This window comes from Pseudomonas faucium (assembly GCF_021602585.1).
GTDB classification, from domain to species: Bacteria; Pseudomonadota; Gammaproteobacteria; order Pseudomonadales; family Pseudomonadaceae; genus Aquipseudomonas; species Aquipseudomonas faucium.
This window is the reverse complement of the sequence record NZ_BQIP01000012.1, coordinates 102,725-126,261: the sequence shown is the minus strand read 5'-3', so window position 1 is coordinate 126,261 and position 23,537 is coordinate 102,725. Positions and strand designations below refer to the sequence as shown.

Annotated in this window: 17 protein-coding genes; 14 read left to right on the top strand and 3 right to left on the bottom strand. The window is 57.0% G+C overall.

Translation table 11 applies throughout. From position 1 onward, the window contains the following. Positions 1-155: 155 nt before the first annotated feature. The 3 genes from L6D75_RS15970 to L6D75_RS15960 all read right to left on the bottom strand — a co-directional run bounded on the left by L6D75_RS15970 (position 156) and on the right by L6D75_RS15960 (position 4,100). Positions 156-1,772 (bottom strand): hypothetical protein, encoded by a 1,617-nt coding sequence (locus L6D75_RS15970; protein ID WP_176514197.1) that lies wholly within the window; start codon positions 1,770-1,772, stop codon positions 156-158. A 71-nt stretch (positions 1,773-1,843) separates the two neighbouring features. After that, positions 1,844-2,752, bottom strand: a complete 909-nt coding sequence (locus L6D75_RS15965) for a glycosyltransferase (RefSeq protein WP_176514195.1) — start codon at positions 2,750-2,752, stop codon at positions 1,844-1,846. Next, positions 2,742-4,100 carry a lipopolysaccharide biosynthesis protein gene (locus L6D75_RS15960; RefSeq protein ID WP_176514193.1) on the bottom strand — a complete coding sequence of 453 codons (1,359 nt, stop codon included), beginning with the start codon at positions 4,098-4,100 and terminating at the stop codon, positions 2,742-2,744. Before L6D75_RS15960 ends, L6D75_RS15965 begins: the two co-directional genes overlap by 11 nt. Before the next feature lie 459 nt (positions 4,101-4,559). Between L6D75_RS15960 and L6D75_RS15955 the strand changes: the two genes are divergently transcribed. From L6D75_RS15955 to L6D75_RS15890, 14 genes are all read left to right on the top strand, one after another. After that, the gene (locus tag L6D75_RS15955; RefSeq protein ID WP_176514190.1) at positions 4,560-6,548 is read left to right on the top strand and encodes a polysaccharide biosynthesis protein; all 1,989 of its coding nucleotides are present in this window, start codon (positions 4,560-4,562) and stop codon (positions 6,546-6,548) included. A 258-nt stretch (positions 6,549-6,806) separates the two neighbouring features. Beyond that, positions 6,807-7,871: an LPS O-antigen chain length determinant protein WzzB gene (locus tag L6D75_RS15950; protein WP_176514188.1), complete on the top strand. Its 1,065-nt coding sequence runs from the start codon at positions 6,807-6,809 to the stop codon at positions 7,869-7,871. A gap of 156 nt (positions 7,872-8,027) precedes the next feature. Then, entirely contained in the window at positions 8,028-9,377 is a 1,350-nt protein-coding gene (locus tag L6D75_RS15945; RefSeq protein ID WP_176514186.1) for a Wzz/FepE/Etk N-terminal domain-containing protein, read from the top strand. Between the two features lie 253 nt (positions 9,378-9,630). Beyond that, on the top strand, positions 9,631-10,908 hold the full coding sequence (gene tviB / locus L6D75_RS15940; RefSeq protein ID WP_176514184.1) for a Vi polysaccharide biosynthesis UDP-N-acetylglucosamine C-6 dehydrogenase TviB: 1,278 nt from the start codon (positions 9,631-9,633) through the stop codon (positions 10,906-10,908). 57 nt (positions 10,909-10,965) lie between these two features. Next, positions 10,966-11,988 (top strand): NAD-dependent epimerase/dehydratase family protein, encoded by a 1,023-nt coding sequence (locus L6D75_RS15935; RefSeq protein ID WP_176514183.1) that lies wholly within the window; start codon positions 10,966-10,968, stop codon positions 11,986-11,988. A 77-nt stretch (positions 11,989-12,065) separates the two neighbouring features. Further along, a complete protein-coding gene (locus L6D75_RS15930) occupies positions 12,066-13,259 on the top strand; it encodes a glycosyltransferase (protein WP_176514181.1) in 1,194 nt (397 codons plus the stop codon). Between the two features lie 100 nt (positions 13,260-13,359). Further along, positions 13,360-13,797 (top strand): acyltransferase, encoded by a 438-nt coding sequence (locus L6D75_RS15925; RefSeq protein ID WP_236193679.1) that lies wholly within the window; start codon positions 13,360-13,362, stop codon positions 13,795-13,797. Then, positions 13,794-15,131 carry a hypothetical protein gene (locus L6D75_RS15920; RefSeq protein ID WP_176514177.1) on the top strand — a complete coding sequence of 446 codons (1,338 nt, stop codon included), beginning with the start codon at positions 13,794-13,796 and terminating at the stop codon, positions 15,129-15,131. The genes L6D75_RS15925 and L6D75_RS15920 overlap by 4 nt, the downstream gene beginning before the upstream one ends. Beyond that, the gene (gene murJ / locus L6D75_RS15915; RefSeq protein ID WP_176514175.1) at positions 15,128-16,636 is read left to right on the top strand and encodes a murein biosynthesis integral membrane protein MurJ; all 1,509 of its coding nucleotides are present in this window, start codon (positions 15,128-15,130) and stop codon (positions 16,634-16,636) included. The genes L6D75_RS15920 and murJ overlap by 4 nt, the downstream gene beginning before the upstream one ends. A gap of 119 nt (positions 16,637-16,755) precedes the next feature. Further along, positions 16,756-17,766 carry a polysaccharide biosynthesis protein gene (locus L6D75_RS15910; RefSeq protein ID WP_176514173.1) on the top strand — a complete coding sequence of 337 codons (1,011 nt, stop codon included), beginning with the start codon at positions 16,756-16,758 and terminating at the stop codon, positions 17,764-17,766. Between the two features lie 410 nt (positions 17,767-18,176). Beyond that, a complete protein-coding gene (locus L6D75_RS15905) occupies positions 18,177-19,307 on the top strand; it encodes a glycosyltransferase family 4 protein (RefSeq protein WP_176514171.1) in 1,131 nt (376 codons plus the stop codon). Further along, positions 19,304-20,269, top strand: a complete 966-nt coding sequence (locus L6D75_RS15900; RefSeq protein ID WP_176514169.1) for an NAD-dependent epimerase/dehydratase family protein — start codon at positions 19,304-19,306, stop codon at positions 20,267-20,269. The genes L6D75_RS15905 and L6D75_RS15900 overlap by 4 nt, the downstream gene beginning before the upstream one ends. Then, complete coding sequence (locus tag L6D75_RS15895) at positions 20,266-21,282, top strand: MraY family glycosyltransferase (RefSeq protein ID WP_176514166.1); 1,017 nt, start codon at positions 20,266-20,268, stop codon at positions 21,280-21,282. Before L6D75_RS15900 ends, L6D75_RS15895 begins: the two co-directional genes overlap by 4 nt. Positions 21,283-21,364: 82 nt before the next feature. Beyond that, positions 21,365-23,362 (top strand): polysaccharide biosynthesis protein, encoded by a 1,998-nt coding sequence (locus L6D75_RS15890; RefSeq protein WP_176514164.1) that lies wholly within the window; start codon positions 21,365-21,367, stop codon positions 23,360-23,362. Positions 23,363-23,537: the final 175 nt, after the last annotated feature.

Genomic DNA, 23,537 nt, shown 5'->3' with positions numbered 1-23,537 from the left:
ACGCCGGGCACGTTTTGCCAGATAGCGATACGTGCGGCTGGCTTGGAAAATTGAGTAATTCGTCTATGACAGCCGGCTGATGCTAACGTGCACTATTATTTTGACCTGATCGCTAATACGTGATGCAAGTAACACAAGTGGAACTGCTATCACCCCTATGGGTTACAGGCTTTTCCCGCTATTGCCACACTTGGGGCCCGTATGTTGAGGGTAAGGCGTGCAAGGTAAAGCCCTGCGATGAAACCGAGCAACTCCAACAGGAAGAAGAACTGAACCCGCGGGAAGTTCATCTGCACCACGAGGTAGGCGAGGGCCACGCCAACGGCCGCCTGTGTAAAGATATTGCCTACCAGTTTCTTGGTCAGGCATTCTGCCAGCATTCCTGCCAGGAACAGCAATGCAAGGCCTGCTATCAGCACGGTGTAGTTTGCGCTGTATAACAAGATTGCAATGGGGCCGGGAATGGTCATGAACGTAAAGTTTTCGTAGGTAGCATACTGAGCATCGGACATCCGCTGGTAGATTGCTTGAGTACCGCTCTCCGGCCGTTCACCCAGGCTACTGACAAATAACGGCCACCCAGTATGTTCATGGCTGGTTACCGCCATCACGCCCTCGACACCTACCCATCTGTCTACTATCAGCTTGCTCAGCTCCATGAGCATGGCCTTCCAGCGTGCTGTCGTCACCTCTGCCGCCTGCGGTGCGGCGCTTTGCTGCTCCTGTGCTGTTACCGTAGCCATGCGCAGCACGGGAAGGCCCGGCGCGAGCCAGGCTGTGGTTGCGAGATTTACGTCTCTCGTAGCGGCCACCCATAGGTCAAGATGCGCCGCTTGGTTCAAAGGAGGGGCAAGCAATACATTCTGGGCGATGCTTGCACTGTTGACCGGCCGTGCCTGGGCAAACGAATGAAGGCGATCGGCGGACACCAGCAGTATGGATGCGACGAACAGCAGTGCCGTCACCAGCAGTATGCGCAGCCACTGAAGAGGGCGCAGGGTACTCACCAGTTCGCGGCCATGGGTAAGGTAGACCACAAATGGAGCGGCCACGTGGAGGATCATCTGTGCCCGGCTGCCCATGGACACGGCCGTGACCGCGCCTTCCAGGATGAGGATGTAGAAAAGGCTTTCCAAGCCAAGCTTGCGCGCCCTGACCATCCAGTAGCCAACCGACGCAAGGAGGATCAGGTTGCCCCAGGCAATCATGAATGACGCCAGCACATAGAGATAGCTGTTCAGTCTCAGACCGGGTTCGGTGCCCACCTTCAAAATGGCGTATTTGAAATTGAAGGCAAGGGCCGCGCAGGTAACCACAATGCAGAGCCACATGGCCGGGCGCAGCAGCGGTGAGTCTATATTGATAGCGCGCTCATGGTTCGCCCCAGGCAACGTTCGGGACGCGATGTACTGGCAGGTCAGGAGCGTGGCGAAGGCTATGTTCAATGCGGCCAGGCAGGTGTCCCAGGCACTCGGCGAGTCGTCAAAGGCGCCAATCGGTTCAATGAATTGGGTGCCGAGAATAAAGTGCAGGACCAGTTTGGCCCAGCAACCCAGTATCAAGAACGCCAGTAGGAAAAAGGAAAAAAAGCTGCTGCGATTGGTCAGTACGGTTCGCACAAGCAGTGTGGTCAGTACGCCGTTGAGAAGCAGCGGGCCGAGCGCGCCAGGGTAATTGACTGCAGCGGCAAGCGTTGCCACCACGACCACGACAATTGCAATGAACTGCACGGGGCGGCTGCCTAGCAGGTGCGAGTGCATGTGTTGATTCATGGAAGTGCTCCGGATACCGCATGAACCTAAAGGGTGCGTTCGCGTGTTCGAGGTAGCTGAATACTGCTGTTTCAAGCCTTGGATTTGGGCCGGACAATGGCCAACACATAGCTGACCATTTTGCGTGACAGCAGTGACGACGGATGAAGCAGTGCGGCTTTCCCCATGCGTGCCCAAAACAGCGAGTAGCGCCCCGAGAAGCCGTGCATGAAGCCGGATAACATCAGTGCGTTGGCTACAGCCTTGCGCTTCCAGGCAAGGATGGAGGGCGAGAGGTTGTGAGCCTCGTAAAAGCTACTTATCACACGTACCGGTTCATCAGAGCGCTCGGCGCTGCACGGGTTATAAGTGGTCGAACCGGAGTGGATGCGAAAATCTGCGAGCGCGCTGGCGACGCGTATGAATGGCCCGTGCTGGCAAAGTCGCAGAAAAAATTCCATGTCCGGGATATTGCGCAATGTTGTGTTCCAGCCGCCCACCTGCTCCCAAACTTTTCGACGAAACAGCGCGCCAGGCCCTGGCAGACATTGAAAATTGGCTATCAGCAGGCGCTCTTCATAGTCGGGCGCCTGAACGGTGCGGACCAGCGTCGAATGTTCATCGATCACACAGAAATCTGGATAGGCCAGTACGGCTTCGGGGTGCTGCTGCATCGCCGCGACAATGGTTTCGACGGCCTCAGGGTGAAGCCGATCGTCGGCACTCAGATAACCCAGCAACTGCCCGCTGCTCTGTTGCCATCCGAAGTTCATCGCCGCGCTCTGGCCCGCGTTGGTCTGGCGATAGCGTGTGAAGTGGCCCGTATGCTGTGCAAGCAGTTGCGGTGTTTCATCGGTAGAGCCGTCGTCGACGACGATCAGTTCGATATCGTCATAGGTCTGCTGCAGGACACTGTCGATAGCATCAAGCACATAACGCCCGGTATTGTAGGTAGGGATAATGATCGAAACCTTGGGCTTTGCGCTGCTGCTAACGTCCATGAGAGACCTTTTTACGGTAATAGAAGCGCACGAACCGGCGCAGAGAGATGTAATCCGCGGTAGTGCTCAAATTGAATATCCGCTTGACGCAACGAATTTGCGCCACTGACTGGCATGCGCCACCGAGGCTGTATACCACGGCCAAACCGATGATTCCATACAGCCACATCGCCACCAGGCCAGCGGCTATCATGCAGATTCCACTCACAACCGAAATTCGCATGGCGACGTGCTGCTTCTGCAGCATCATCAGTACGAACCCCGCAGTGCCTGCATACGTCTGTGTGAGTTGCGATACCCCGAGTATGGCGAATATGTAGTAGGCCTGGGCATACTCGCTGGACCACACATGCGATAGCACAAACTTGCCGCTGACCATGAACAAGAGATACCCGGCGAGGCCAAGGATCGTTGCTGCCCCGGCGCCAACCCCCAGGACTCGTTGCAGGTAGCGTTTCTTGCCGCGAACCCAGATTCTTCCGATCGATGGCGCCACCACGGTATTGATCACCGCCAGTGGTATGAGCACGAGTGCCGCCAGGCGCGATGCCAAGCCATATATGGCCAGGCCTGCGGTGTCTCCAAACCATGCGATGATCCACAAGTCCGCTTGTGACATGACAAAGAGCACCACGGTGGTGGTGACGTTGGGACGTGTATCGTGCAGGAGCGTGCGGTAGCTGGTTGGCGTGATGGGGCTGTTGCCAGACTGTGCGCGGTACCAGCGCCTCAGGCTGTAGGCGCCCAGCAAAGTGGTGCAGCCAGCGCCGGCGAGCCCCGCAAGCAGGAGAATGTCCAGATCGAGATGAAATTCGCCGCGCCAGGCAAGGATGACAGTTGCCGCGCTGGCGAGGCTTGCGCCGGTGATCAGGAAGCTGGCCTGGACAAAATGCCCAAGGGCGCGGTGCTGTTCCGAAAGGATCGTGGTCATGGCAGCGAGCAGCATGCTGATCGATACCAGAGGCGCCAAGTGCTGCAGCAACTGCAGCAATTCGGCGCCCTCATAGCGTGAGAGCACACGCATGAAGACGTTGAAGCCGATAGCTAGAGTGACTGTGGACACCAGGGCAATGAGCAGGGTGCGCCGTATGACCTGCTTGACCTTGCCGCTGTCACGTTGGCCCTGAGCAATGGAAATGCAGGCAGGCGCGGTGATGCTCAAACCGAGTTGGCCTAGCGTGGCAAGGGCGGCGATGATGGATTGAGCGAGGAAGAACAGGCCGACTGACGTCTGCGGCATGGTCATCGGAATGATGATGCCTGTCAGGGCGCCTGAACCTAGTAACAGGAAACGTCCGAATACTGCAGCGATGCTCGCAGCCACAGGTGATGACAGCGCGTTGTTCACTTTCCCTATCGACATGACGCTTGTTGCTACCTGATTGAATTGGCGGATTCTGTTTGGTTTTGCTGATCGTGTCCACGATCGATTGAGGGTGATGGCTATGAGTCATCATTAGGCCGGAGGCGTCTCCGTTTTTTTGCCTGTACTGACGTTGTGGCTTGAAGTGCTTCGGCCTTTCTGCCTTTATAGTGGCCCGCTGGGGCTTATTGATTGTTCGCTCAGCATCGATACCTGTAGAAAAATCCAACGGTAACAGGTAATTGTCCAGCTACGCCCATTGTTATCGCCTGTACACACCCGAACAATAAAAGGTTGACGTTAATGAGATCTATTAGCTTTTGCGCTTTCTCTCATCAATGAGAGGAGGTGATGTGCTGCAGTGGTAAGTGGAAAATCGCACTAAAGTGACAAGGGTCGTGTGATTCAGAGCATTCAGGAACGGGTTCCGAGGGAGGATGGAAGGTGCGCGCAAAATTACTGGGGCTACCTCGTCGGCACAAGCGTTTGCTGCAGGTGGTGGCCGATACCGTATTGATCTGGGCGGCCTTGTGGTTGGCATTTGTCGTACGGCTCGGCATCGATGATCTGGCCAATCCGATTATCGATCACACGTGGTTATTCATCTGCGCGCCTGTGGTGGCTATTCCGCTATTCATTCGATTCGGCTTGTATCGGGCGGTGATGCGCTATTTCGGCAACGATGCATTGATTGCCATCATCAAGGCCGTCACTTTGTCGGCGCTGATCCTTGGTTTCGTCATCTATTGGGCCAGCAATCATCAGAACGTGGTGCCGCGCTCGATCACGTTCAACTACTGGTGGCTCAGCCTCATCATGATCGGTGGCCTGCGCCTGGCCATGCGTCAATACTTTCTGGGTGACTGGTTCGCCGCTGCTGCCAAGCATGTGCCTTTCGCAAGTCGCGACAACGGCCTACCCAAGGTGGCCATCTATGGTGCGGGTGCTGCGGGCAATCAGCTGGCCACGGCCCTGCGGATGGACAGGGCGATGCGCCCGGTGGCATTCATTGACGATGACCATAGCATCAGTGATCGGGTGATTTCCGGCCTGCAGGTCTATCAGCCGGAACGGTTGCAGCAGATGATCGACGCTACCGGGGCTGAGGAGATTCTCTTGGCCATTCCCTCGGCCAGTCGCACTCGGCGTCGTGAAATCCTCAATTTTCTCGAAGGTTTTCCGCTGCATGTGCGCAGTATCCCCGGCTTCATGGACCTGGCGAGCGGCAGGGTAAAGGTCGATGATATTCAGGAGGTCGATATTGCCGATCTGCTGGGTCGCGATGCCGTGCCGGCACAGCATGATCTGCTGGAGCATTGCATCGTCGAGCAGACGGTCTTGGTGACGGGGGCGGGTGGGTCGATCGGCTCGGAATTGTGCCGGCAGATTCTTGGGCAGGCACCTCGCACGCTGCTGCTGTTCGAGCACAGCGAGTTCAATCTATACAGCATACTTTCCGAGCTTGAGCAGCGTATTGCCCGGGAGTCGCTGGCGACGCAGCTCATTCCAATATTGGGATCGGTGCGCAATCAACGGCAGTTGCTCGACATCATGAAGGCCTGGCACGTCGATACCGTGTATCACGCAGCGGCTTACAAGCATGTGCCGATGGTTGAGCACAACATCGCCGAAGGCGTACTGAACAATGTCATTGGCACACTGCACACTGCCCAGGCGGCAGTGCAGGCAGGGGTCTCGAACTTCGTGTTGATCTCCACCGACAAGGCCGTACGCCCGACAAACGTGATGGGGAGTACCAAGCGGCTGGCGGAAATGACCTTGCAGGCGCTCAGCCGTGAAGTTGCACCTGTGCTGTTCGGTGATGGGGGCAATGTTTCGCAGGTGAACAAGACACGCTTCACCATGGTGCGCTTCGGTAATGTGCTGGGTTCATCCGGTTCGGTAATCCCGCTGTTCCACAAGCAGATCAAGGCGGGCGGGCCCCTCACTGTTACCCATCCGAAGATCACGCGATATTTCATGACGATTCCCGAAGCGGCTCAGTTGGTCATCCAGGCGGGCTCCATGGGGCAGGGCGGCGACGTGTTCGTGCTGGATATGGGAGGGCCGGTCAGGATCGTCGAGCTGGCGGAAAAGATGATTCACCTTTCCGGTTTTAGTATTCGATCCGAGCGTAACCCGTCGGGCGATATCGCCATCGAGTTCACCGGGTTGCGGCCTGGCGAAAAGCTGTATGAGGAGTTGCTCATTGGCGACAATGTCCTGGCCACGCGGCACCCGATGATCATGAGTGCCAGTGAGGATTTCCTGCCCTGGGATGTGCTCAAGGAGCGTTTGGCTGAATTGCTGGCAGCTGTGGCTGGCGAAGACTTCGCCCGGGTGCGTCAGATTTTGCGTGAGACAGTTAGCGGGTATTCACCAGATGGTGAGATCGTCGACTGGATCTATCAGCAACGGCGCCTTGACCCGTGATCTCGGGCGTGGGCACGCAAGGCGGATACCCCTGCTAACAAGCGTGGTCCTCGAAGTTGCCGTGGCCCCGTATATGGGGCGCTTGAACGCCCCGTCGCCAATTGACGGGGAACTTCTCTGCACTGATCTCCTCTACTACCCACCTGGCGCAACCTATGCCCGTACGCGGCCTGTGGGTTGCCAGGGCTTGCAGGCGGCGCTCGGTTCCCCCGATGTTGCTGCGCGGTAAAGCGTCCAGAGTAAGGAAAATCGGAACACATGCAGAGTGATCAAGCACGCCTGGTCGAGAGTGATGAAATCGATCTGTTCGAGCTGGTGGAAGGTATTTGGCGGCAAAAGCTGTTGGTCTTCCTCATTGCAGCGTTGGTAACGGCAGGGGCCTGTGCCTACGTTCTGCTGGCAACTCCGGTCTATGAGGCCAAGGTATTCGTGCAACCACCTTCGCAGAACGATATTGCTCAGCTGAAGTATGGCCGGGGAGGGGGGAGTGGTTTGAGTTCGTTCTCGGTCAAGGATGTCTACGGTGTCTATCTTCGCCATCTGCAGTCAGAGTCCTTGCGTCGAGAGTTTTTTCGCACGTATTACCTGCCGAGCCTGTCCGAAAAGAAACGTCATGACTCGCAGGATGCGCTGTACAACAAGTTCAAGGAAACACTGACGGTCGGGCCGGCCAGCAAGCAAGCGCCCGATCGCTTTGTGGTGATAGCCAATAACCCCGACTCCCAAAGCGCTGCGCAATGGGTCGTCCGTTATCTGGAAATGGCAGGTGAACGGGCAAAGCGTGAAGTGATCAAGGATGCTCGGGCCGATGCCCTTGTCAGGGCGGATAATCTGGAGCAGCAGATCACTGCCGCCCGAGAGAGCGCACGCAAGCAGCGTGAGGATGAACTGGTTCAGCTCAACGAGGCATTGAAAGTCGCCGAGTCAGTGGGGCTTGAGAAGCCGCCGATCATTTCCAATAGCCTCTCCAGTGAAGTATCCGCTGGTATGGACGGATCATTGGTCTATATGCGTGGTGCCAAGGCGCTGGAGGCAGAAATTGAAAACCTGCGCGCACGTCAGTCGGATGACCCGTTCATCAACGATTTGCGTCAGCGCCAGGAGTCCATCAGTTTCTATCGCTCGTTGCGTGTCGACCCTGCAGTCATCGCTGTATATCGCCAGGATGGGGCGATCGAGTCTCCTGACCGGCCCGTGCGTCCCAACAGGGTTCTGGTAGTCACCATGTCTGTGTTGTTGGGTGTCGTGCTGGGCGGGATTGTTGCCGTCATGCGTGACATTCGAGCAGGTCGGTGGCGACGGGGGCGTGTCATGGCGACGTGACTGACACCTGACTGTCACGTTTCGATGGTCAGTAAATGCTAGAAATGGCATAATGCCGGCTTCCATCCATTCGGGCCAAGGAGGGTTCCGCCTGTCTATTGCCGGCGTTGTCTTGCCTTATCCCGTGGGGAGACTCACTCACTGGCAGGCTTAAGCGTGACTAGCATTTCTTCGATTCCCTCCGTTTCAGTTCGTGACGAAGTTGACCTTCTTGCACTCTTGCAGGTGATCTGGCGTAAAAAGGCCCAGATCGCCACCGTTGCCGTGGCTTCGGGGTTGGTGGCTGCGGCTTACGCATTCCTCGTCACGCCAGAATATGAAGTCAGCACGCTGTTGCGCACAGCCGCCATCAATGATCTGGATGCGTTGAACCGCACCAAGATCTACAAGCTGCCGCCGGAGCAAGCGCTCAACCGGCTGGGAGCTTCGCTCGACAGCTACGATACGCGGCTGGGGTACTTCCGCACCAACGAGGAGCTGCAGGCAGCCTACCTCGAATCAGGTCGGACCCAGGAACAGGCATTTGAGGATTTCAACCGCAATGCGCTGAAAGTCGTACAGCCTGACCCGAAGAAGACCAATTTGCTGGCGAAGTTCATCGGTGTGGACATGCGCTATCCTGCCGGTGTCGACGGCAAGGCTGTACTCAACGGCTTGGTTCAGTATGCGGTACAGCGGGAGCGCGAGCAGATCTCCCAGGATCTCAAGGTCATTATCGACAACCGGGTCAAGGAACTGGATGGTCAGTTGGCCGTTGTTCGGGTCGATTATGAAGCCAACAAACAGAGCCGAATTGCCGTGCTGCGCGAAGACGATGTGCTCAAGCGTGCCCAGCTCAATGATGAGCTGCGCGCCCTCAGGGTTCAGCTGAAGCAGCGTCGTGATGATCGGATTGCGTTGTTGAACGAAGCGATATCGATTGCCCGCACGCTGGGTCTGAAAAAGCCGAGCACGCCATCCTCCATGGGAATGAGCGAGGCTGACAGTGGTGCGAACGTGATTCGTACCGAAATCAACAACCAGCAGATCCCCCTCTACTTCATGGGTACCGATGCGCTTGAGGCGGAAAAGCAGGCGCTGCGCAATCGTTCGTCTGATGACTTCGTTTCTCCGCGCGTTTCGGAAATCCGCAAGGAGCTGCTGATGCTGGAGCAGAACCGGAAGATTCAAGCCCTTGAACAGCGCAAGAACGACGAACTGTTCCTCAAGAATATCGAGGGCTTGCGCGCGGAGCGTGCCCGCTTGCTGAGCATCGACACTGACATGAGTGATCTGCGCCTGGTGGTCGTCGACAGAGCTGCGGTTGAACCGCTTCGCGCGGTGTTCCCCAAGAAGTCGCTGGTCATTGCCATGGGGCTGGCGATCGGCGTGCTGATCGGCATGGTCTTCGTGCTCATTCGCCATACCATGCGCATGCGTACGCGCGAGAACGAGGCATTGCGCGGGGAAATTTTGCCCGTGGCGCAAATCTTGCCAGCAGAAGCGCTGCCTTCCGCCAAAGCTTAAATAGGGCGCCTGGAGCCGGTATTACCCGTTAATGCCGGCTGCCGTTAAATCCTGCTGCAATCTGATGCATCAATGGCCTGCCTATTAGTAAACGAGCTTCCGCTTGCGCAGTGGCGGGTGGATTAACCACTGGAGTTGCAACTCTCCAATTACACATCGTTACAAATTCGATGTGATGGGAGTTGTTGTCGGACGTGACCTGGCTTGCCTGGCTACCGTCCTGCTTGGATTCGTAAAACATCTTGGAATGAACATGCACTCAATGGATAGCGTACGGCTCGCGGTTCTTGGCCTTGGTTATGTTGGCCTGCCCCTGGCCGTGGAATTTGGAAAAACACGCGAGGTAGTGGGTTTCGATATCAATCAAGCGCGGATCGACGCCTTGCGCAAAGGTCACGATTCGACGCTGGAAGTCAGCGATCGCGAACTGGCAGAGGCCACGAAGCTGAGCTTCAGCGCTGACATCAATGAGCTGCGTGATTGCAATGTATTCATTGTCACCGTGCCGACACCCATCGACGAATTTAACCAGCCCGACTTGACGCCACTGATCAAGGCGTCCGAAACCATCGGCAAAGTTCTGAAGGCGGGCGATATCGTCATTTACGAATCCACCGTCTACCCCGGCGCCACCGAGGAAGATTGCGTGCCGGTGCTCGAGCGGGTATCGGGCCTGGTGTTCAATCGGGACTTCTATGCGGGTTACAGCCCAGAGCGCATCAACCCGGGTGACAAGCAGCACCGTCTGGTCAACATCAAGAAGGTAACTTCCGGTTCAACCCCCAAAGTTGCTGAAGCGGTAGATAAGCTGTATCGGGAAATCATCGTTGCCGGTACGCACAAGGCCAGCAGCATCAAAGTGGCCGAGGCCGCCAAGGTCATCGAGAACACCCAGCGCGACCTGAACATCGCACTGATCAATGAGCTTGCGGTGATTTTCAACAAGATGGGGATCGATACCGAGGCCGTTTTGCAGGCGGCAGGTACAAAGTGGAACTTCCTGCCTTTCCGTCCGGGCCTGGTGGGCGGGCATTGCATTGGTGTCGACCCATACTACCTGACCCACAAGGCTCAAAGCCTCGGCTATCACCCAGAAATTATTCTGGCCGGGCGTCGGCTGAATGACAACATGGGCGCCTATGTGGTTTCGCAGTTGGTGAAGGCAATGCTCAAACGCAAGATTCACGTCGATGGCGCTCGCGTGCTCATCATGGGCTTGACGTTCAAGGAAAACTGCCCCGACTTGCGTAACACCAAGGTGGTCGACATCTATCGGGAGTTGCAGGAGTACAACGTCCAGGTGGATGTCTTCGATCCATGGGTCAGCGCCCAAGAGGCTGAGCAGGAGTACGGCATCACGCCGGTACAGATGCCAGACCATTCCACTTACGATGCCGTGATCCTGGCGGTCGCACATGAGCAGTTCAGTGAAATGGGCGAGCATGCCATTCGCGTCCTGGGCAAACCAGAGCATGTGCTGTACGACCTCAAATACCTGCTGCCAGCAGCCGCCAGTGACCTGCGTCTGTGAGTTGGCGCGCGCTCGTCGTTTCCAGTTGCTCGATTGATATCAATTAAAGGTGCCTACATGAGTGCTTACCAGACGCTCGTCTCTGAATTGCCATTGTCGCCACGGACCTGGCTGATCACTGGCGTCGCCGGCTTCATCGGTTCCAATCTGCTGGAAACCTTGCTCCTTCTGGGGCAGCGGGTACGAGGGTTGGACAACTTTGCCACCGGTCATCAGCACAACCTGGATGAAGTGAAGCAGCACGTCAGCGCCGAACAGTGGGCAGCCTTCGAGTTCATCGAAGGTGATATCCGCAACTTGCAGGACTGCCAGGCGGCTTGCGAAGGTGTCGATTATGTATTGCACCAAGCCGCGCTGGGTTCGGTGCCGCGATCGATCAATGACCCTATCACCACCAATGCCACCAACATCGACGGCTTTCTGAACATGCTCGTCGCTGCTCGGGATGCGCAGGTTAAAAGCTTCACCTACGCCGCGAGCAGTTCTACCTACGGTGACCATCCAGGGTTGCCGAAGGTCGAAGACCGTATTGGCAAGCCATTGTCACCCTATGCGGTGACCAAATACGTGAACGAGCTATACGCTGAAGTGTTTGCCCGTACCTATGGTTTCCAGACCATTGGCTTGCGCTACTTCAACGTTTTCGGCAAGCGGCAGGATCCAAACGGCGCCTACGCAGCGGTAATTCCCAAGTGGACGTCCGCAATGTTGGAGCAGGCCGATGTGCACATCAATGGTGATGGTGAAACCAGTCGTGACTTCTGTTTCATCGAAAACGTTGTGCAGATGAACCTGCTGGCCGCCACCAGCCAGCAGGCTGCGCAGAATCAGGTGTTCAACGTCGCCGTGGGAGACCGGACGACGCTCAACGATCTGTTCGCCTATTTGGCGCAGGCACTGGGCGAGAATGGTGCTCCTTATACCAAGGCGCCCCTGTACCGAGCGTTCCGCGAGGGGGATGTGCGCCATTCCCAGGCTGATATCAGCAAGGCCAGCACCCTCCTGGGCTATCGGCCTGAGTTCACTATCAAGGAAGGGATTCAGAAGGCGATGCCTTGGTACATCAACTTGTTGATGTGAAGTCGCCGCCTGCAGGGCATAGCGCTGCAGGCGTGCGGGTAACGGCACTGCCGGACTGATTGGAAGCTTGGGAAGATATGAGCAAGGGTACCGTTTTCTACATCGGCGGGTTTGAACTGCCAGACAAGAATGCTGCGGCGCTGAGGGTACTGGCCAATGGCAAGATCCTGCGCAACCTTGGCTACGAGGTGGTCTTCATTGGCATCGACACCGCATTGCCGGTCGGCTCCGCCGCTATGCGCTCCGATCATTCCGGGTTCGAATGCTGGGCAGTACCTTACCCGCGCGGGACCCTGGCATGGTTGAAATATCTAGTCGGCTTGCCCGCAGTGCTGGATGTGCTCAACGCAGAGCGCGATGTAAAACCGGTGGCAGCGATTTGCTACAACTATCCGGCAGTGGCCAGTCTGCGAATCCAGCAGGCGTGCCGCCGCCTGGATATCAAAGCCTTGGCTGATGCGACAGAATGGTATGACGCGACGGGTGGCAGCCTTTCCTATCGGCTGATCAAGTATGTCGACACCACCTTGCGTATGCATGTCGTGCACCCGCGTACCCAAGGGGTCATTACCACCAGTCGTTACCTGACGGATTTTTACCAGCGTCGGGGCAAGGCGACGGTCGAATTACCCACGCTGTTCGATGGCGACCGCTTCAAGGCGCCGCCATTGGTGGTTGACGAGCGTGCTGTGCATTTCATCTACGTGGGTTCGCCATTTGATGCAGGCAAGGTCAACCGCTCCCGTACGAACCTGAAAGAGCGGCTGGATACCTGCATCCAACTGTTCCATGCCTTGTTCCGTAAAGGCAGCGCGTTCAGGTTCGATGTGTACGGTATTACCCAAGCCGACTACCTAAGGGTGTTCCCGGAACACGAACAGATGTTGAGTGACATGCTGGCGTGCGTGGAGTTTCACGGGCGAAAACCCAACCAGCAGGTGTTGAACTGCATAGCCAGCAGTGATTTCAGCATCTTTTTCCGTGACCGTACCCGCGTCACGCTTGCCGGGTTCCCGTCCAAGCTGGCCGAGTCGATCAGTGCCGGGACGCCGGTCGTTTCCAACCAGATGCCCAGCCTGGAGTCTTTTGCCGCCAGCGCCGGCGTGGTGCTCGCCAAGCCTGGTGACGAGCTCAGGGTGGTGGAGGCACTGCTAGCGATGACGCGCGCCGAGATCGACACCATGAAGCAGCAGGCGTTTGAATCGAAGACGTTCCACTATGACAACTATCGGCCGCACGTGGCTGAATTTATGCAAGAAGTAGGAGCTTGAGATGGGGCTTGGCAGACTTTCCAAGGTATTCACCGTACCGTTTCGGAGGTTCTATGCAGCCTACGATCCTAGTGCCTATGCCCGACGCATAGGGGTGAACATGAAAGGGCGCGTCACCATCTATGGTTCGAGCTACGCCATGTTTAGCTCCGAGCCTTATCTGGTGACCTTGGGCGACAATGTCTTCATCAGTATCAACGCGCATTTCGTCTGCCATGATGGGTCCACCTTGCCGTTCAGGGCTGAAATACCAGACCTGGAGTTGGCCGGTGAAATTACTGTGGGTAATAACGTCTTCATCGGCATGGGGGCACTGATTCTGCCCAGCGTCAACATCGGTAATAATTGCATTGTCGGCGCCAATGCAGTGGTTACCCGCTCAGTCGCGGACGGCACCATTGTTGCGGGCAACCCGGCGAGGGTCGTAGGGCAAACAGACGATTTCTTGCAGCGCGCGCAAGCCAAGTCTCTGAAGATCGGTCATTTGCATGGCCAGGCGAAAGTAGACGCCTATAAAAGGATCTTCAACAAGCCATGAAATGGTTCAGTTACCGTTATCTGCCCGTCAATATATATATCGGCTATTCGGTCTTCGTCCTCGCCAGTTTCTTCCTGGGGCCGATCGAATACAAAGGTATGGATAGCGTGCTGTTGATGACTTTCCTGTTGCCCATGTTGGTGCTATTCGCTGTCGGTTTCTTGATGGGCGCCCGCGGTGATTACAATCTACTGGTGGATACCCAGGCCGGGCGGCTCAACGCGCTGTTCCGGGTCAACCGCCTCGTCAAGCTGTTGTTGCTGTTTGCCGCAGTCGCCTCGGTGGTGCAGTGGTACGGGTTCATTTCATCCGGCGGTGGTTTGTCCCTGGATGGCATTGGTGAAAGCTATGTGGCGGGCTATGAAGGTTATGAGCGCGGCCAGGCGACCGTCGACGCCGCCTATATTCTCAATATCTTCCTCCAGGTATTCATTACCCTGGCGTTGCTATTCGGCTTCTACTACTACTCGGTGATGGGACGGCTTGGCAAAACCACCTTCTTATTCATCGTGATGACCTATTTGCTGGTAAACGTGCTGGGCGTAGGCAAACAAAAGTATCTCGGCGATCTGGTGATCTTCAGCTTCTTCCTGTTTGCCATCAACGCTGCCGCGCGCCGCCTGCGGGTAAAACTGTGGTCTGCGGTGGTGGGTGGGGTGTTTGGTTGTGTGGTGTTCTTCCTGTTCGTTGAAATTCTCCGGCAGCGCTATCAGGCGGCTGGCATCAGCATCGACAACATCTACGAAAAGGTTCACCCCCTGGTTTATTGGAACTACGAGTCCTGGGTGATTGGTGTGGTCGGCGAAGATTATGCGCTGGCCCTGGGTATTTTTCTTGGTTACTTCACCAACGGCCTCAATGGGCTCTACCTGAGTCTGACACTTCCCTTCGAATGGTCTTATCTGGTCGGTAACTCCTATTCGCTCGGGCGTATCGTCGAAATTTTCACGGGGGCCAGCGGTGCGGTACTGGAACACACCTACCCCTATCGTGTCGGCGAAGTCTATGGTTGGGAATTCGACAAGTGGCACTCGTTGTTTGCCTGGATGGCCTCGGACTTTACATTCCCAGGCGTCGTGTTGCTCACGCCGGTTTTCGCCTATGTCTATGCGCGCGTATGGCTGCAGGCTGTGGCCGCCTCCAATCCTTTTTCCGGGCCACTGTTCATCTACCTTTCGATGGGGCTGGTTTTCAGTTACTCCAACAATCAGCTCATGCACAGCCTGTCAGGCGTGATGGTGTTGGTGGTGCTGCTGCTGGGCTGGCTGCTCTCGCGCAATCGGGCAGTTGCCTTGCGCACCCCGTTGCGCCAGGGTGAGGCGACAGGGCAATGAAAGTGCGGCTCTTCAGTTATGCGTTGTTGGCTTTTCTGCTGATCCTGCTCGGTAAACTGAGCGGGTTCTTCAAGGACATTCTTTTCACCTATTACTACGGTGTATCGGCTGTCACTGACGGTTATTTCCTGGCTAACTCAATTGCGTCCCTGTTGTACATTGCTGTGTACTCATCCATTCCAGTCTTGGTCGTGCCGCTGTACTCCCGCTTGCTGTCGGCTAATGATCGTGCCCAGACAGATGCCAACCTGACGCGTGTCCTGGCATTTTTCCTGGCCATCTCTGTGGTGTTGGGCGCCGGCGTGACGGTGGGTGCGCAGCCACTTGTGGAATTATTTGCAGGCGCGGCGAGCCGCGAAGTGAAGGCGCTGGCGGGCGACTATCTGGGAATTGTGGCGTTGACCTTTGCCTTGTCTACCGTGGTGGCTTTTCTCAATGCACTGCAGACCGTACACAAGCGGCCGTTACCCAGTTATATTGTGCCGCTGGTCAACAATATGATGTTCTGCCTGGGGCTGGTACTGTTTAGTGCGTCGTCCGGGTTGACGCACATACTGTACCTGGGCGTGGCGGCTTGGTTGCTGCTGATGGTGGCAAATGCCTGGACTAGCCGTCGCTACTTTACCCTCAACTTTGCCGCCTTCGCTGAGCCGTTGAAGGGGCCAGGCCTGCTGATGCTGTTTGTGCCGGCAGCCTTGTCCTTCTATGTCGAGCAAGTCAACAGTTACGTGGGCGTGTATTTCGCCTCTCAACTCGGGGCCGGGGCCATCTCGGTGTTGGGGTATGCAGGCAAGCTGAACCTGATCTTCCTGTCTATTTTTCTGGTGTTTCTCACGGCCACGTTGTTTCCAAAAATCGCCGCGCTGGTCGCCAGGGATGACGGTGATGGCCTGGACGACTACTTGAATCTCTGCCTGCGCATCATCTTCCTCTGTGCGCTGCCCGTCGTGCTGTTCATGATCTTCTATGCCCACCCGATCGTCGAACTCCTGTTCATGCGAGGCAAGTTTTCCGAGGCGGACGTTGCCCGTGTCGCAGGCGTTTTGTCGGTGATCCTGTTGGCCGTTCCTTTCGCCTTAGTCCGGGATCTGCTCAATCGCGTCTTCTTTTCCTGTGGCAATACCTCGAGGCCGTTCATCATCTCGCTTGCGTCGCTGCTCCTGAACTTGGCGATCAGCCTGCTCGCCTACCGAACGTTCGGTTTGCAGGGGCTGGCATGGGCGGTGGTGTTTGCAACTGTCCTAAGCTTCATGTTGGGCGCTTATTTCGTAAAGCGCGAGGCAGGCATTGCGTTGTTGCGCCCGAACCTCCGAAGTTTGTGCATCGCCCTCGCATGCCTGGCGTTCGCGTTTGCCCTGTTGCGCGTGATGGATGCCTACCTGTCGAGCCTGTGGCTGGTGCTGTGCATACCGTTCGCGGGGTGTTACTTCGCAGCGTTGTACGCGTGCAGAGTACGTGAAACCAAACTGTTGATCGGCTGGGCGCGGCGTAAGCTCGGGCGGTAGAAGTTGCTGTTGCGGGGCCCTCGCATGCACGCAGTGAGGGCTGTTGGATATACCGGTGGACAGAGAGTCTCGAGCTGTTTGGTGGCGAGGCTCCTTTCTTTATTCATGATGGGAAGCACATGTTTGATAACAAGGTTTTGATGATCACCGGCGGTACCGGTTCTTTTGGTAATACCGTGCTGAAGCGTTTTCTGAACACAGGTGTTCGCGAAATTCGCATCTTCAGCCGCGATGAGAAGAAACAGGAAGACATGCGCATTGCCTTGGGCAATGACAAGGTCAAGTTCCACATCGGTGACGTACGCGATTACCAAAGCCTGGCGCAGGCAATGGTCGGCGTCGATTTCGTCTTCCATGCGGCGGCGTTGAAGCAGGTGCCTTCATGCGAGTTCTATCCGATGGAGTCGGTCAAGACCAACGTCATCGGCACCGAAAATGTTTTGAGCGCGGCGGTGGCGAACGGTGTGAAACGCGTGGTGGTGCTCAGCACCGATAAAGCCGTTTATCCCATCAATGCCATGGGCATTTCCAAGGCTATGGCGGAAAAAATAATGGTCGCCAAGTCCCGGGCAATCCCGGTCGGTGGGCCGGTAGTATGCGCGACCCGCTATGGCAATGTTATGGCGTCTCGAGGTTCGGTGATCCCTTTGTTCATCGAACAACTTAAGCGGGGCGAGCACCTCACGGTGACCGACCCGTCAATGACACGCTTCCTGATGTCGCTTGAAGACTCTGTAGACTTGGTGCTGCACGCCTTCGAGCATGCCGAGCAGGGTGATATCTTCATCCAGAAGGCCCCAGCTTCGACCGTGGGCGAACTGGCAGAAGCGCTGCAGCAGTTGTTCAAGCGGCGGACCGAGGTCAAGGTGATCGGCACGCGACACGGTGAAAAACTGTACGAATCGCTGTTGTCCCGCGAAGAAATGGCCAAGTCCGAAGACATGGGGCGTTACTATCGGGTTCCTGCAGACAACCGTGACCTTAACTACAAAAAATACTTTGTCGAAGGCGAGCCGGATATTTCGAGCGGTGATGATTACACGTCTCACAATACCGAACGTCTCGATGTCGAAGGGATCAAGGCCTTGCTGTTGAAACTCGAATTTGTCAGGTCGGCGCTCGACACCTGAGCCTGTGGAACTGGGTTGTCGGCGCGGGCGCCCAGTGGGTTGACGCAGCAGTTTGCACAAGGCGCCCCCAGACTTGGTGGTAATATGCTCGCGCTGGCAAAGGACCGGGTCGTGGAGCGCTTCGCTGTTTCAACACTTGCAGGTGACGCACGACAATTGCGGCCATGGACGGTGCACTACAGGTCAACGCCGGGCGCCCTGCTCAACATGGGCGCCTTAATGACATGTCGTTCCGCCCTTAGTTTGCTGTTCCGCAGGCCGGCCTGACGGAAGGAATAGACCTGTGCACAAGCGTGCATGAGAACAAAGGGCCAGCGTTACCACACGGCCCACATACGTCAGGGTCATTCAAGGCATCCGTGCGATGCAAGAATGATCCGGGACAATCATTCAAGGGCATTAGGGGTGGCATGAAAGCGGTTTTACTGATGGTGATCAATGATCCGGCATTCTTTCTTTCTCACCGGCTGCCTGTCGCAGAGTCGGCAAGGGAGCAGGGGTATCAGGTTCATGTCGCCACTCGAAATGGCGCGGCAGTTGAGCAAATCATTCGTCGCGGTTTCAAGCACCATGAACTTTCGCTGACACGCAGTGGCAAAAACCCGTTCAGCGAATTGAAGGCGCTGTTTTCACTGTGGCTGCTGTGCTGGCGGTTGCGGCCTGACGTGCTCCACATCGTCACCATCAAGCCGGTTCTGTACGGTGGCATCGTTGCGCGTCTTTCACCGGTCAAAGGTGTACTAGCGGCAATTTCCGGCCTGGGTTTCGTGTTCATGGCCCGAGGTCGGAGGGCGGCAATCCTGCGTCGCATCATCACGCTACTCTATCGAGTTGCGCTGGGTAAGCGTAACCTGCGCGCGGTGTTTCAGAACCCGGATGATCAACAAGCCTTGGCTGCCATTGGGGCCATTACGGATGACAAGAGCGTACTGATCCGCGGTTCTGGTGTGGACTTGCAGCAGTATCAGCCATGCCCTGAAGCACCCGGTACCCCCGTGGTCAGCCTGGTCGCCCGCCTATTACGCGACAAGGGCGTTCGCGAGTTTGTCGAGGCCGCGCGCATTCTCGACGGGCGTGGTGTTCGGGCATCATTCCAATTGGTTGGCGACCCAGACCCGGGTAACCCCAGCAGCATCGACGCCGATGACCTGGAGCGGTGGGCGGCAGAGGGTATTGTCAACTGTGTGGGGTACCGGGCCGATGTCGCAGAGGTGCTCAGGCAATCGCATATCGTGACATTGCCGTCGTACCGGGAGGGGTTGCCCAAGGTGCTGGTTGAGGCGGCTGCCTGCGGGCGAGCGGTGGTCACCACTGATGTGCCGGGTTGCCGCGACGCGATCGAGGCTGATGTAACCGGGTTGCTGGTTCCGGTACGCGATGCACACGCATTGGCGGACGCGATTCAGCGTCTGCTTGAGGATGAAGGGCTGCGCCGGCACATGGGTAATGCTGGCCGGGCATTGGCCGAGCGTGCCTTTGCCATCGAAAGTATTGTCGCCCAGCATATGGCGGTTTACCGGACACTGGAGAGCAACGTGTGAGACAGCGAGTACTGGTTACAGGTGCAACAGGCTTCGTCGGCTCGCGGGTAATCGAGCATCTGCTGCGCAACCCCGAGATCGAAGTGCTCGGTGGCTTGCGAGTAGTCGGCAAGGCACTTCCAGCAGGAGCTCAGGCCTTCTTGACCGGTGAACTGGACGGCCGCCGTGAGTTGCCGTCTCTTGATGGCATCCATGCCGTTATTCACTGCGCGGCGCGTGTCCACATCATGAATGATGATGCGCAGGACCCCCTTGCCGAATTTCGGCAAACCAACGTCAAAGGGACGCTGGACCTTGCAAGGCGCGCCGTCGAAGCAGGTGTGCAGCGCTTCGTGTTCATCAGTTCGATCAAGGTGAACGGAGAAGGTACTGACGATCGCCAACCTTATTCGGCTGATGAGCAGCCGTCACCTGCGGACCCATACGGCATATCCAAGCTCGAGGCGGAACAAGCACTGCTCGCGCTGGCAGCCGAAACCGGCATGCAGGTCGTGATCATCCGACCGGTGCTGGTCTATGGGCCAGGGGTCAAAGCCAATTTCCAGTCAATGATGAAATGCCTGCACAAAAAGCTGCCACTGCCGCTGGGGGCTATCCGCAACCGGCGGAGCATGGTTGCCCTGGACAATCTGGTCAGCCTCATCGTGGTGTGCCTGCACCATGCACGCGCGGCCAACCAGGTGTTCCTGGTCAGTGATGGTGAAGACCTGGCAACGCCCGATCTGTTGAAACGCACCGCCAAGGCGCTAGGTACCAAAGCCTTCCTGCTACCCGTCCCGGCCTTCATGCTCAAGGCTGCCGCCGCAGCGTTGGGGCGGCCAGGCGTGGCAGCGAGGCTGTGTGGTTCGTTGCAGGTCGACATTACCAAGACCCGCAACCTGCTCGACTGGAATCCTCCGCTCAGTGTCGATCAGGCCTTGCAACTCACCGCCCATGAATATCTGAAGAGTTTGAGCGCATGATCTACTGGTCCATTCTACCTGTGCTGGTGCTGCTGACCTGGTGCATGACCGGCGTACTGCGGCGCTACGCACTGGCGCGCAGCATCATCGATGTGCCCAATGCCAGAAGCTCCCATACCGTGCCGACTCCGCGTGGCGGTGGGGTAGCCATCGTCATCGGTTTTCTGCTGGCCGTTCCGGTGATGGCTTGGAGTGGCGTGCTCGATAGCGGCCCTGCTTGCGCGTTGGTAGGCGCCGGGGCCGGTATCGCCGTGCTTGGATTCCTCGACGATCATGGCCATATCGCAGCGCGATGGCGTCTGCTGGGCCACTTCGCCGGCGCTGCTTGGGTGTTGTTCTGGCTAGGCGGCCTGCCGGCATTGAGTGTGTTCGGTTACACCTTCGACATGGGGCTGGTCGGCAACGTGCTGGCGCTGTTCTATCTGGTCTGGCTGCTCAACCTCTACAACTTCATGGATGGTATCGACGGGCTGGCCAGTGTCGAAGCGATTTGCGCCTGTGTGGGTGGGGCCGTGCTCTATTGGCTGGTGGGCGCGTATGGGGCAGTGTGGGGCCCCTTGATGCTGGCTTGTGCGGTGTTGGGGTTCCTGATCTGGAACTTTCCGCCAGCACGGATTTTCATGGGCGATGCAGGCAGTGGTTTCCTCGGTATCGCGCTGGGGGTTCTTTCCCTTCAAGCCGCTTGGGTCGAGCCGAAATTGCTGCCGGGGTGGTTGATCCTGCTGGGAGTATTCATCGTCGATGCGACCGTGACACTTATCCATAGGCTGTTGCGGGGTGAGAAAGTGTACGAAGCGCACCGCAGTCACGCTTATCAATTTGCCACGCGCCACTACGGCCGGCATTTGCCGGTGACGCTGGCTGTACTCTTGATCAACCTGGTGTGGCTTCTGCCCTTGGCCTGTGCCGTTGCCTTGGATGTGCTGGACGGTTGGGTGGGCCTGTTGCTGGCCTATGCCCCGCTTATCCTGCTGGCGGTCAAGTTCAAGGCAGGTCAGGCCGAAGTACGCTGAGCGCCGGGCCAGCGAGGCTGCTACCCGAATGTTGCTGAGTAGCGGGGCAGTGGGGTGAAACCATGGAATTCGTAGAGGAAAAATGGACAGATTGAGAAAGCGCATGCTTGCGCTGCCACGTCACTACAAGCGTGCGTTGCAGGTGGTCACCGACATTGGGCTAGTCTGGCTGGCATTATGGATGGCGTTTGTCGTCCGCTTGGGCCTGGATGAGTTGAACAATCCGCTGCAGGGGCATCTGTGGTTGTTCTTGACCGCGCCGCTACTTGCGATTCCGATTTTCATTCGTTTCGGCCTTTATCGGGCGGTGATGCGTTATTTTGGCAATGATGCGCTGATCACCATCTTCAAGGCAGTCAGCCTGTCGGCGCTGATCCTGTCGGTGGTCGTATATTGGAGCAGTGGCCACGGTGCTGTGGTGCCGAGGTCGATCATTTTCAATTACTGGTGGCTGAGCCTTCTGATGGTCGGCGGCATGCGCCTGATCATGCGGCAATACTTTTTGGGGGACTGGTATGCTGCCCGGCAGCATGTGCCGTTCGCCAGCCGTGACAACGGTTTGCCGAAGGTAGCCATCTATGGCGCCGGCGCAGCAGGCAATCAGTTGCTGGCGGGGTTGCGCATGAGCCGCACCATGCACCCGGTGGCATTCATCGATGATGAAGAATCAATCACCGACCGGGCGATTTCCGGCTTGCAAGTGTTCAGTGGCAGCGATATCCAGCGCATGATAAATGTTACGGGTGCTGAGCAGGTGCTGTTGGCCATACCGTCTGCCAGCAGGGCTCGTCGCCGGGAAGTGCTAAGTGCGCTCGAACAGTTCCCGCTGCATGTTCGCAGTGTGCCCAGCTTCCTTGATCTGGCGAGCGGTCGGGTGAAGGTCGAAGATATCCAGGAGGTCGATATTGCTGACCTGCTGGGGCGAGACGCCGTGCCCGCCCAGGCAGACCTGCTGGCGCACTGCATCGAGGGCAAGGTGGTGATGGTTACCGGCGCCGGGGGGTCCATCGGCTCGGAACTTTGCCGGCAGATCCTGATGCTCAAGCCCAGGGCGCTATTGTTGTTCGAACACAGTGAATTCAACCTTTACAGTATTCACGCCGAACTGGAGCATCGCATCCAAGTGGAGTCGCTGCCTGTTCGGCTGGTGCCTCTGCTGGGGTCGATCCGCAACCCCCAGTTACTGGTTGATACGCTCATTCAGTGGCGGGTGGACACGGTCTACCATGCGGCAGCTTACAAGCATGTGCCAATGGTCGAGCACAACATGGCAGAAGGCGTACTCAACAATGTATTCGGCACATTGAATACTGCTCAGGCGGCATTGGAAGCCAATGTACCCAACTTCGTCTTGATCTCGACTGACAAGGCTGTGCGTCCGACCAACGTCATGGGTAGCACCAAGCGCCTGGCAGAGATGCTGCTTCAGGCCCTGAGTGGCGAGCAGGCCCCGGTACTTTATGGCGAGCGGGCCAACATCGCGCACGTGCGCAAAACGCGCTTCACCATGGTGCGATTCGGCAATGTGCTGGGTTCATCGGGCTCCGTCATTCCCCTGTTCCACAAGCAGATAAAAGCGGGGGGGCCGCTGACGGTTACCCATCCAAGCATCACCCGCTATTTCATGACGATTCCCGAAGCCGCACAATTGGTGATCCAGGCCGGCTCCATGGGGCAAGGCGGTGATGTATTCGTGCTCGATATGGGCGAACCTGTGAAAATCGTGGCGCTGGCTGAAAAGATGATTCATCTGTCAGGCCTAAGTGTGCGCTCCGACACCAACCCTCATGGTGATATCGCAGTCGAGTTCAGCGGGTTGCGCCCAGGTGAAAAGCTTTATGAGGAACTGCTGATTGGTGACAATGTGTCTTCTACCCAGCACCCAATGATCATGAGGGCTAATGAAGACTGCCTGAACTGGAGCGAACTTAAGGGTCGCCTGGCAGAAATTGCCCGGGCAGTGGAGGAAAAAGACCACAAAGCGCTGCGCCAGATTCTGCGTGAAGTGGTCAGCGGTTATCGCCCTGAAGGGGGGATCGTGGACTGGGCCTATCGGCAACGGTTGGAGCAGGCGGAGTGACAGTGGGCGGGCGTTGAAGAACCGAACATACCGTTTGTTCAGAGTCGGTTGTGATCTGGCGATTCAATGATCAGGGGCTGTGAACTAAGCACTGCCCCTTTTTAAATCGTGTCCTTCTTAACATTGCGAAAGCGGGCACTGCTTCGATGTGTGCCTTTTGTTGTTTTTCGTTAGT

Bases quoted from the DNA above. Each gene is read 5' to 3' on its own strand.
- L6D75_RS15970 (WP_176514197.1), bottom strand. From the start codon at position 1,772: ATGAATCAACACATGCACTCGCACCTGCTAGGCAGCCGCCCCGTGCAG.
- L6D75_RS15965 (WP_176514195.1), bottom strand. From the start codon at position 2,752: ATGGACGTTAGCAGCAGCGCAAAGCCCAAGGTTTCGATCATTATCCCT.
- L6D75_RS15950 (WP_176514188.1), top strand. From the start codon at position 6,807: ATGCAGAGTGATCAAGCACGCCTGGTCGAGAGTGATGAAATCGATCTG.
- tviB (WP_176514184.1), top strand. From the start codon at position 9,631: ATGCACTCAATGGATAGCGTACGGCTCGCGGTTCTTGGCCTTGGTTAT.
- L6D75_RS15935 (WP_176514183.1), top strand. From the start codon at position 10,966: ATGAGTGCTTACCAGACGCTCGTCTCTGAATTGCCATTGTCGCCACGG.
- L6D75_RS15930 (WP_176514181.1), top strand. From the start codon at position 12,066: ATGAGCAAGGGTACCGTTTTCTACATCGGCGGGTTTGAACTGCCAGAC.
- L6D75_RS15925 (WP_236193679.1), top strand. From the start codon at position 13,360: ATGAAAGGGCGCGTCACCATCTATGGTTCGAGCTACGCCATGTTTAGC.
- L6D75_RS15920 (WP_176514177.1), top strand. From the start codon at position 13,794: ATGAAATGGTTCAGTTACCGTTATCTGCCCGTCAATATATATATCGGC.
- murJ (WP_176514175.1), top strand. From the start codon at position 15,128: ATGAAAGTGCGGCTCTTCAGTTATGCGTTGTTGGCTTTTCTGCTGATC.
- L6D75_RS15910 (WP_176514173.1), top strand. From the start codon at position 16,756: ATGTTTGATAACAAGGTTTTGATGATCACCGGCGGTACCGGTTCTTTT.
- L6D75_RS15905 (WP_176514171.1), top strand. From the start codon at position 18,177: ATGAAAGCGGTTTTACTGATGGTGATCAATGATCCGGCATTCTTTCTT.
- L6D75_RS15895 (WP_176514166.1), top strand. From the start codon at position 20,266: ATGATCTACTGGTCCATTCTACCTGTGCTGGTGCTGCTGACCTGGTGC.
- L6D75_RS15890 (WP_176514164.1), top strand. From the start codon at position 21,365: ATGGACAGATTGAGAAAGCGCATGCTTGCGCTGCCACGTCACTACAAG.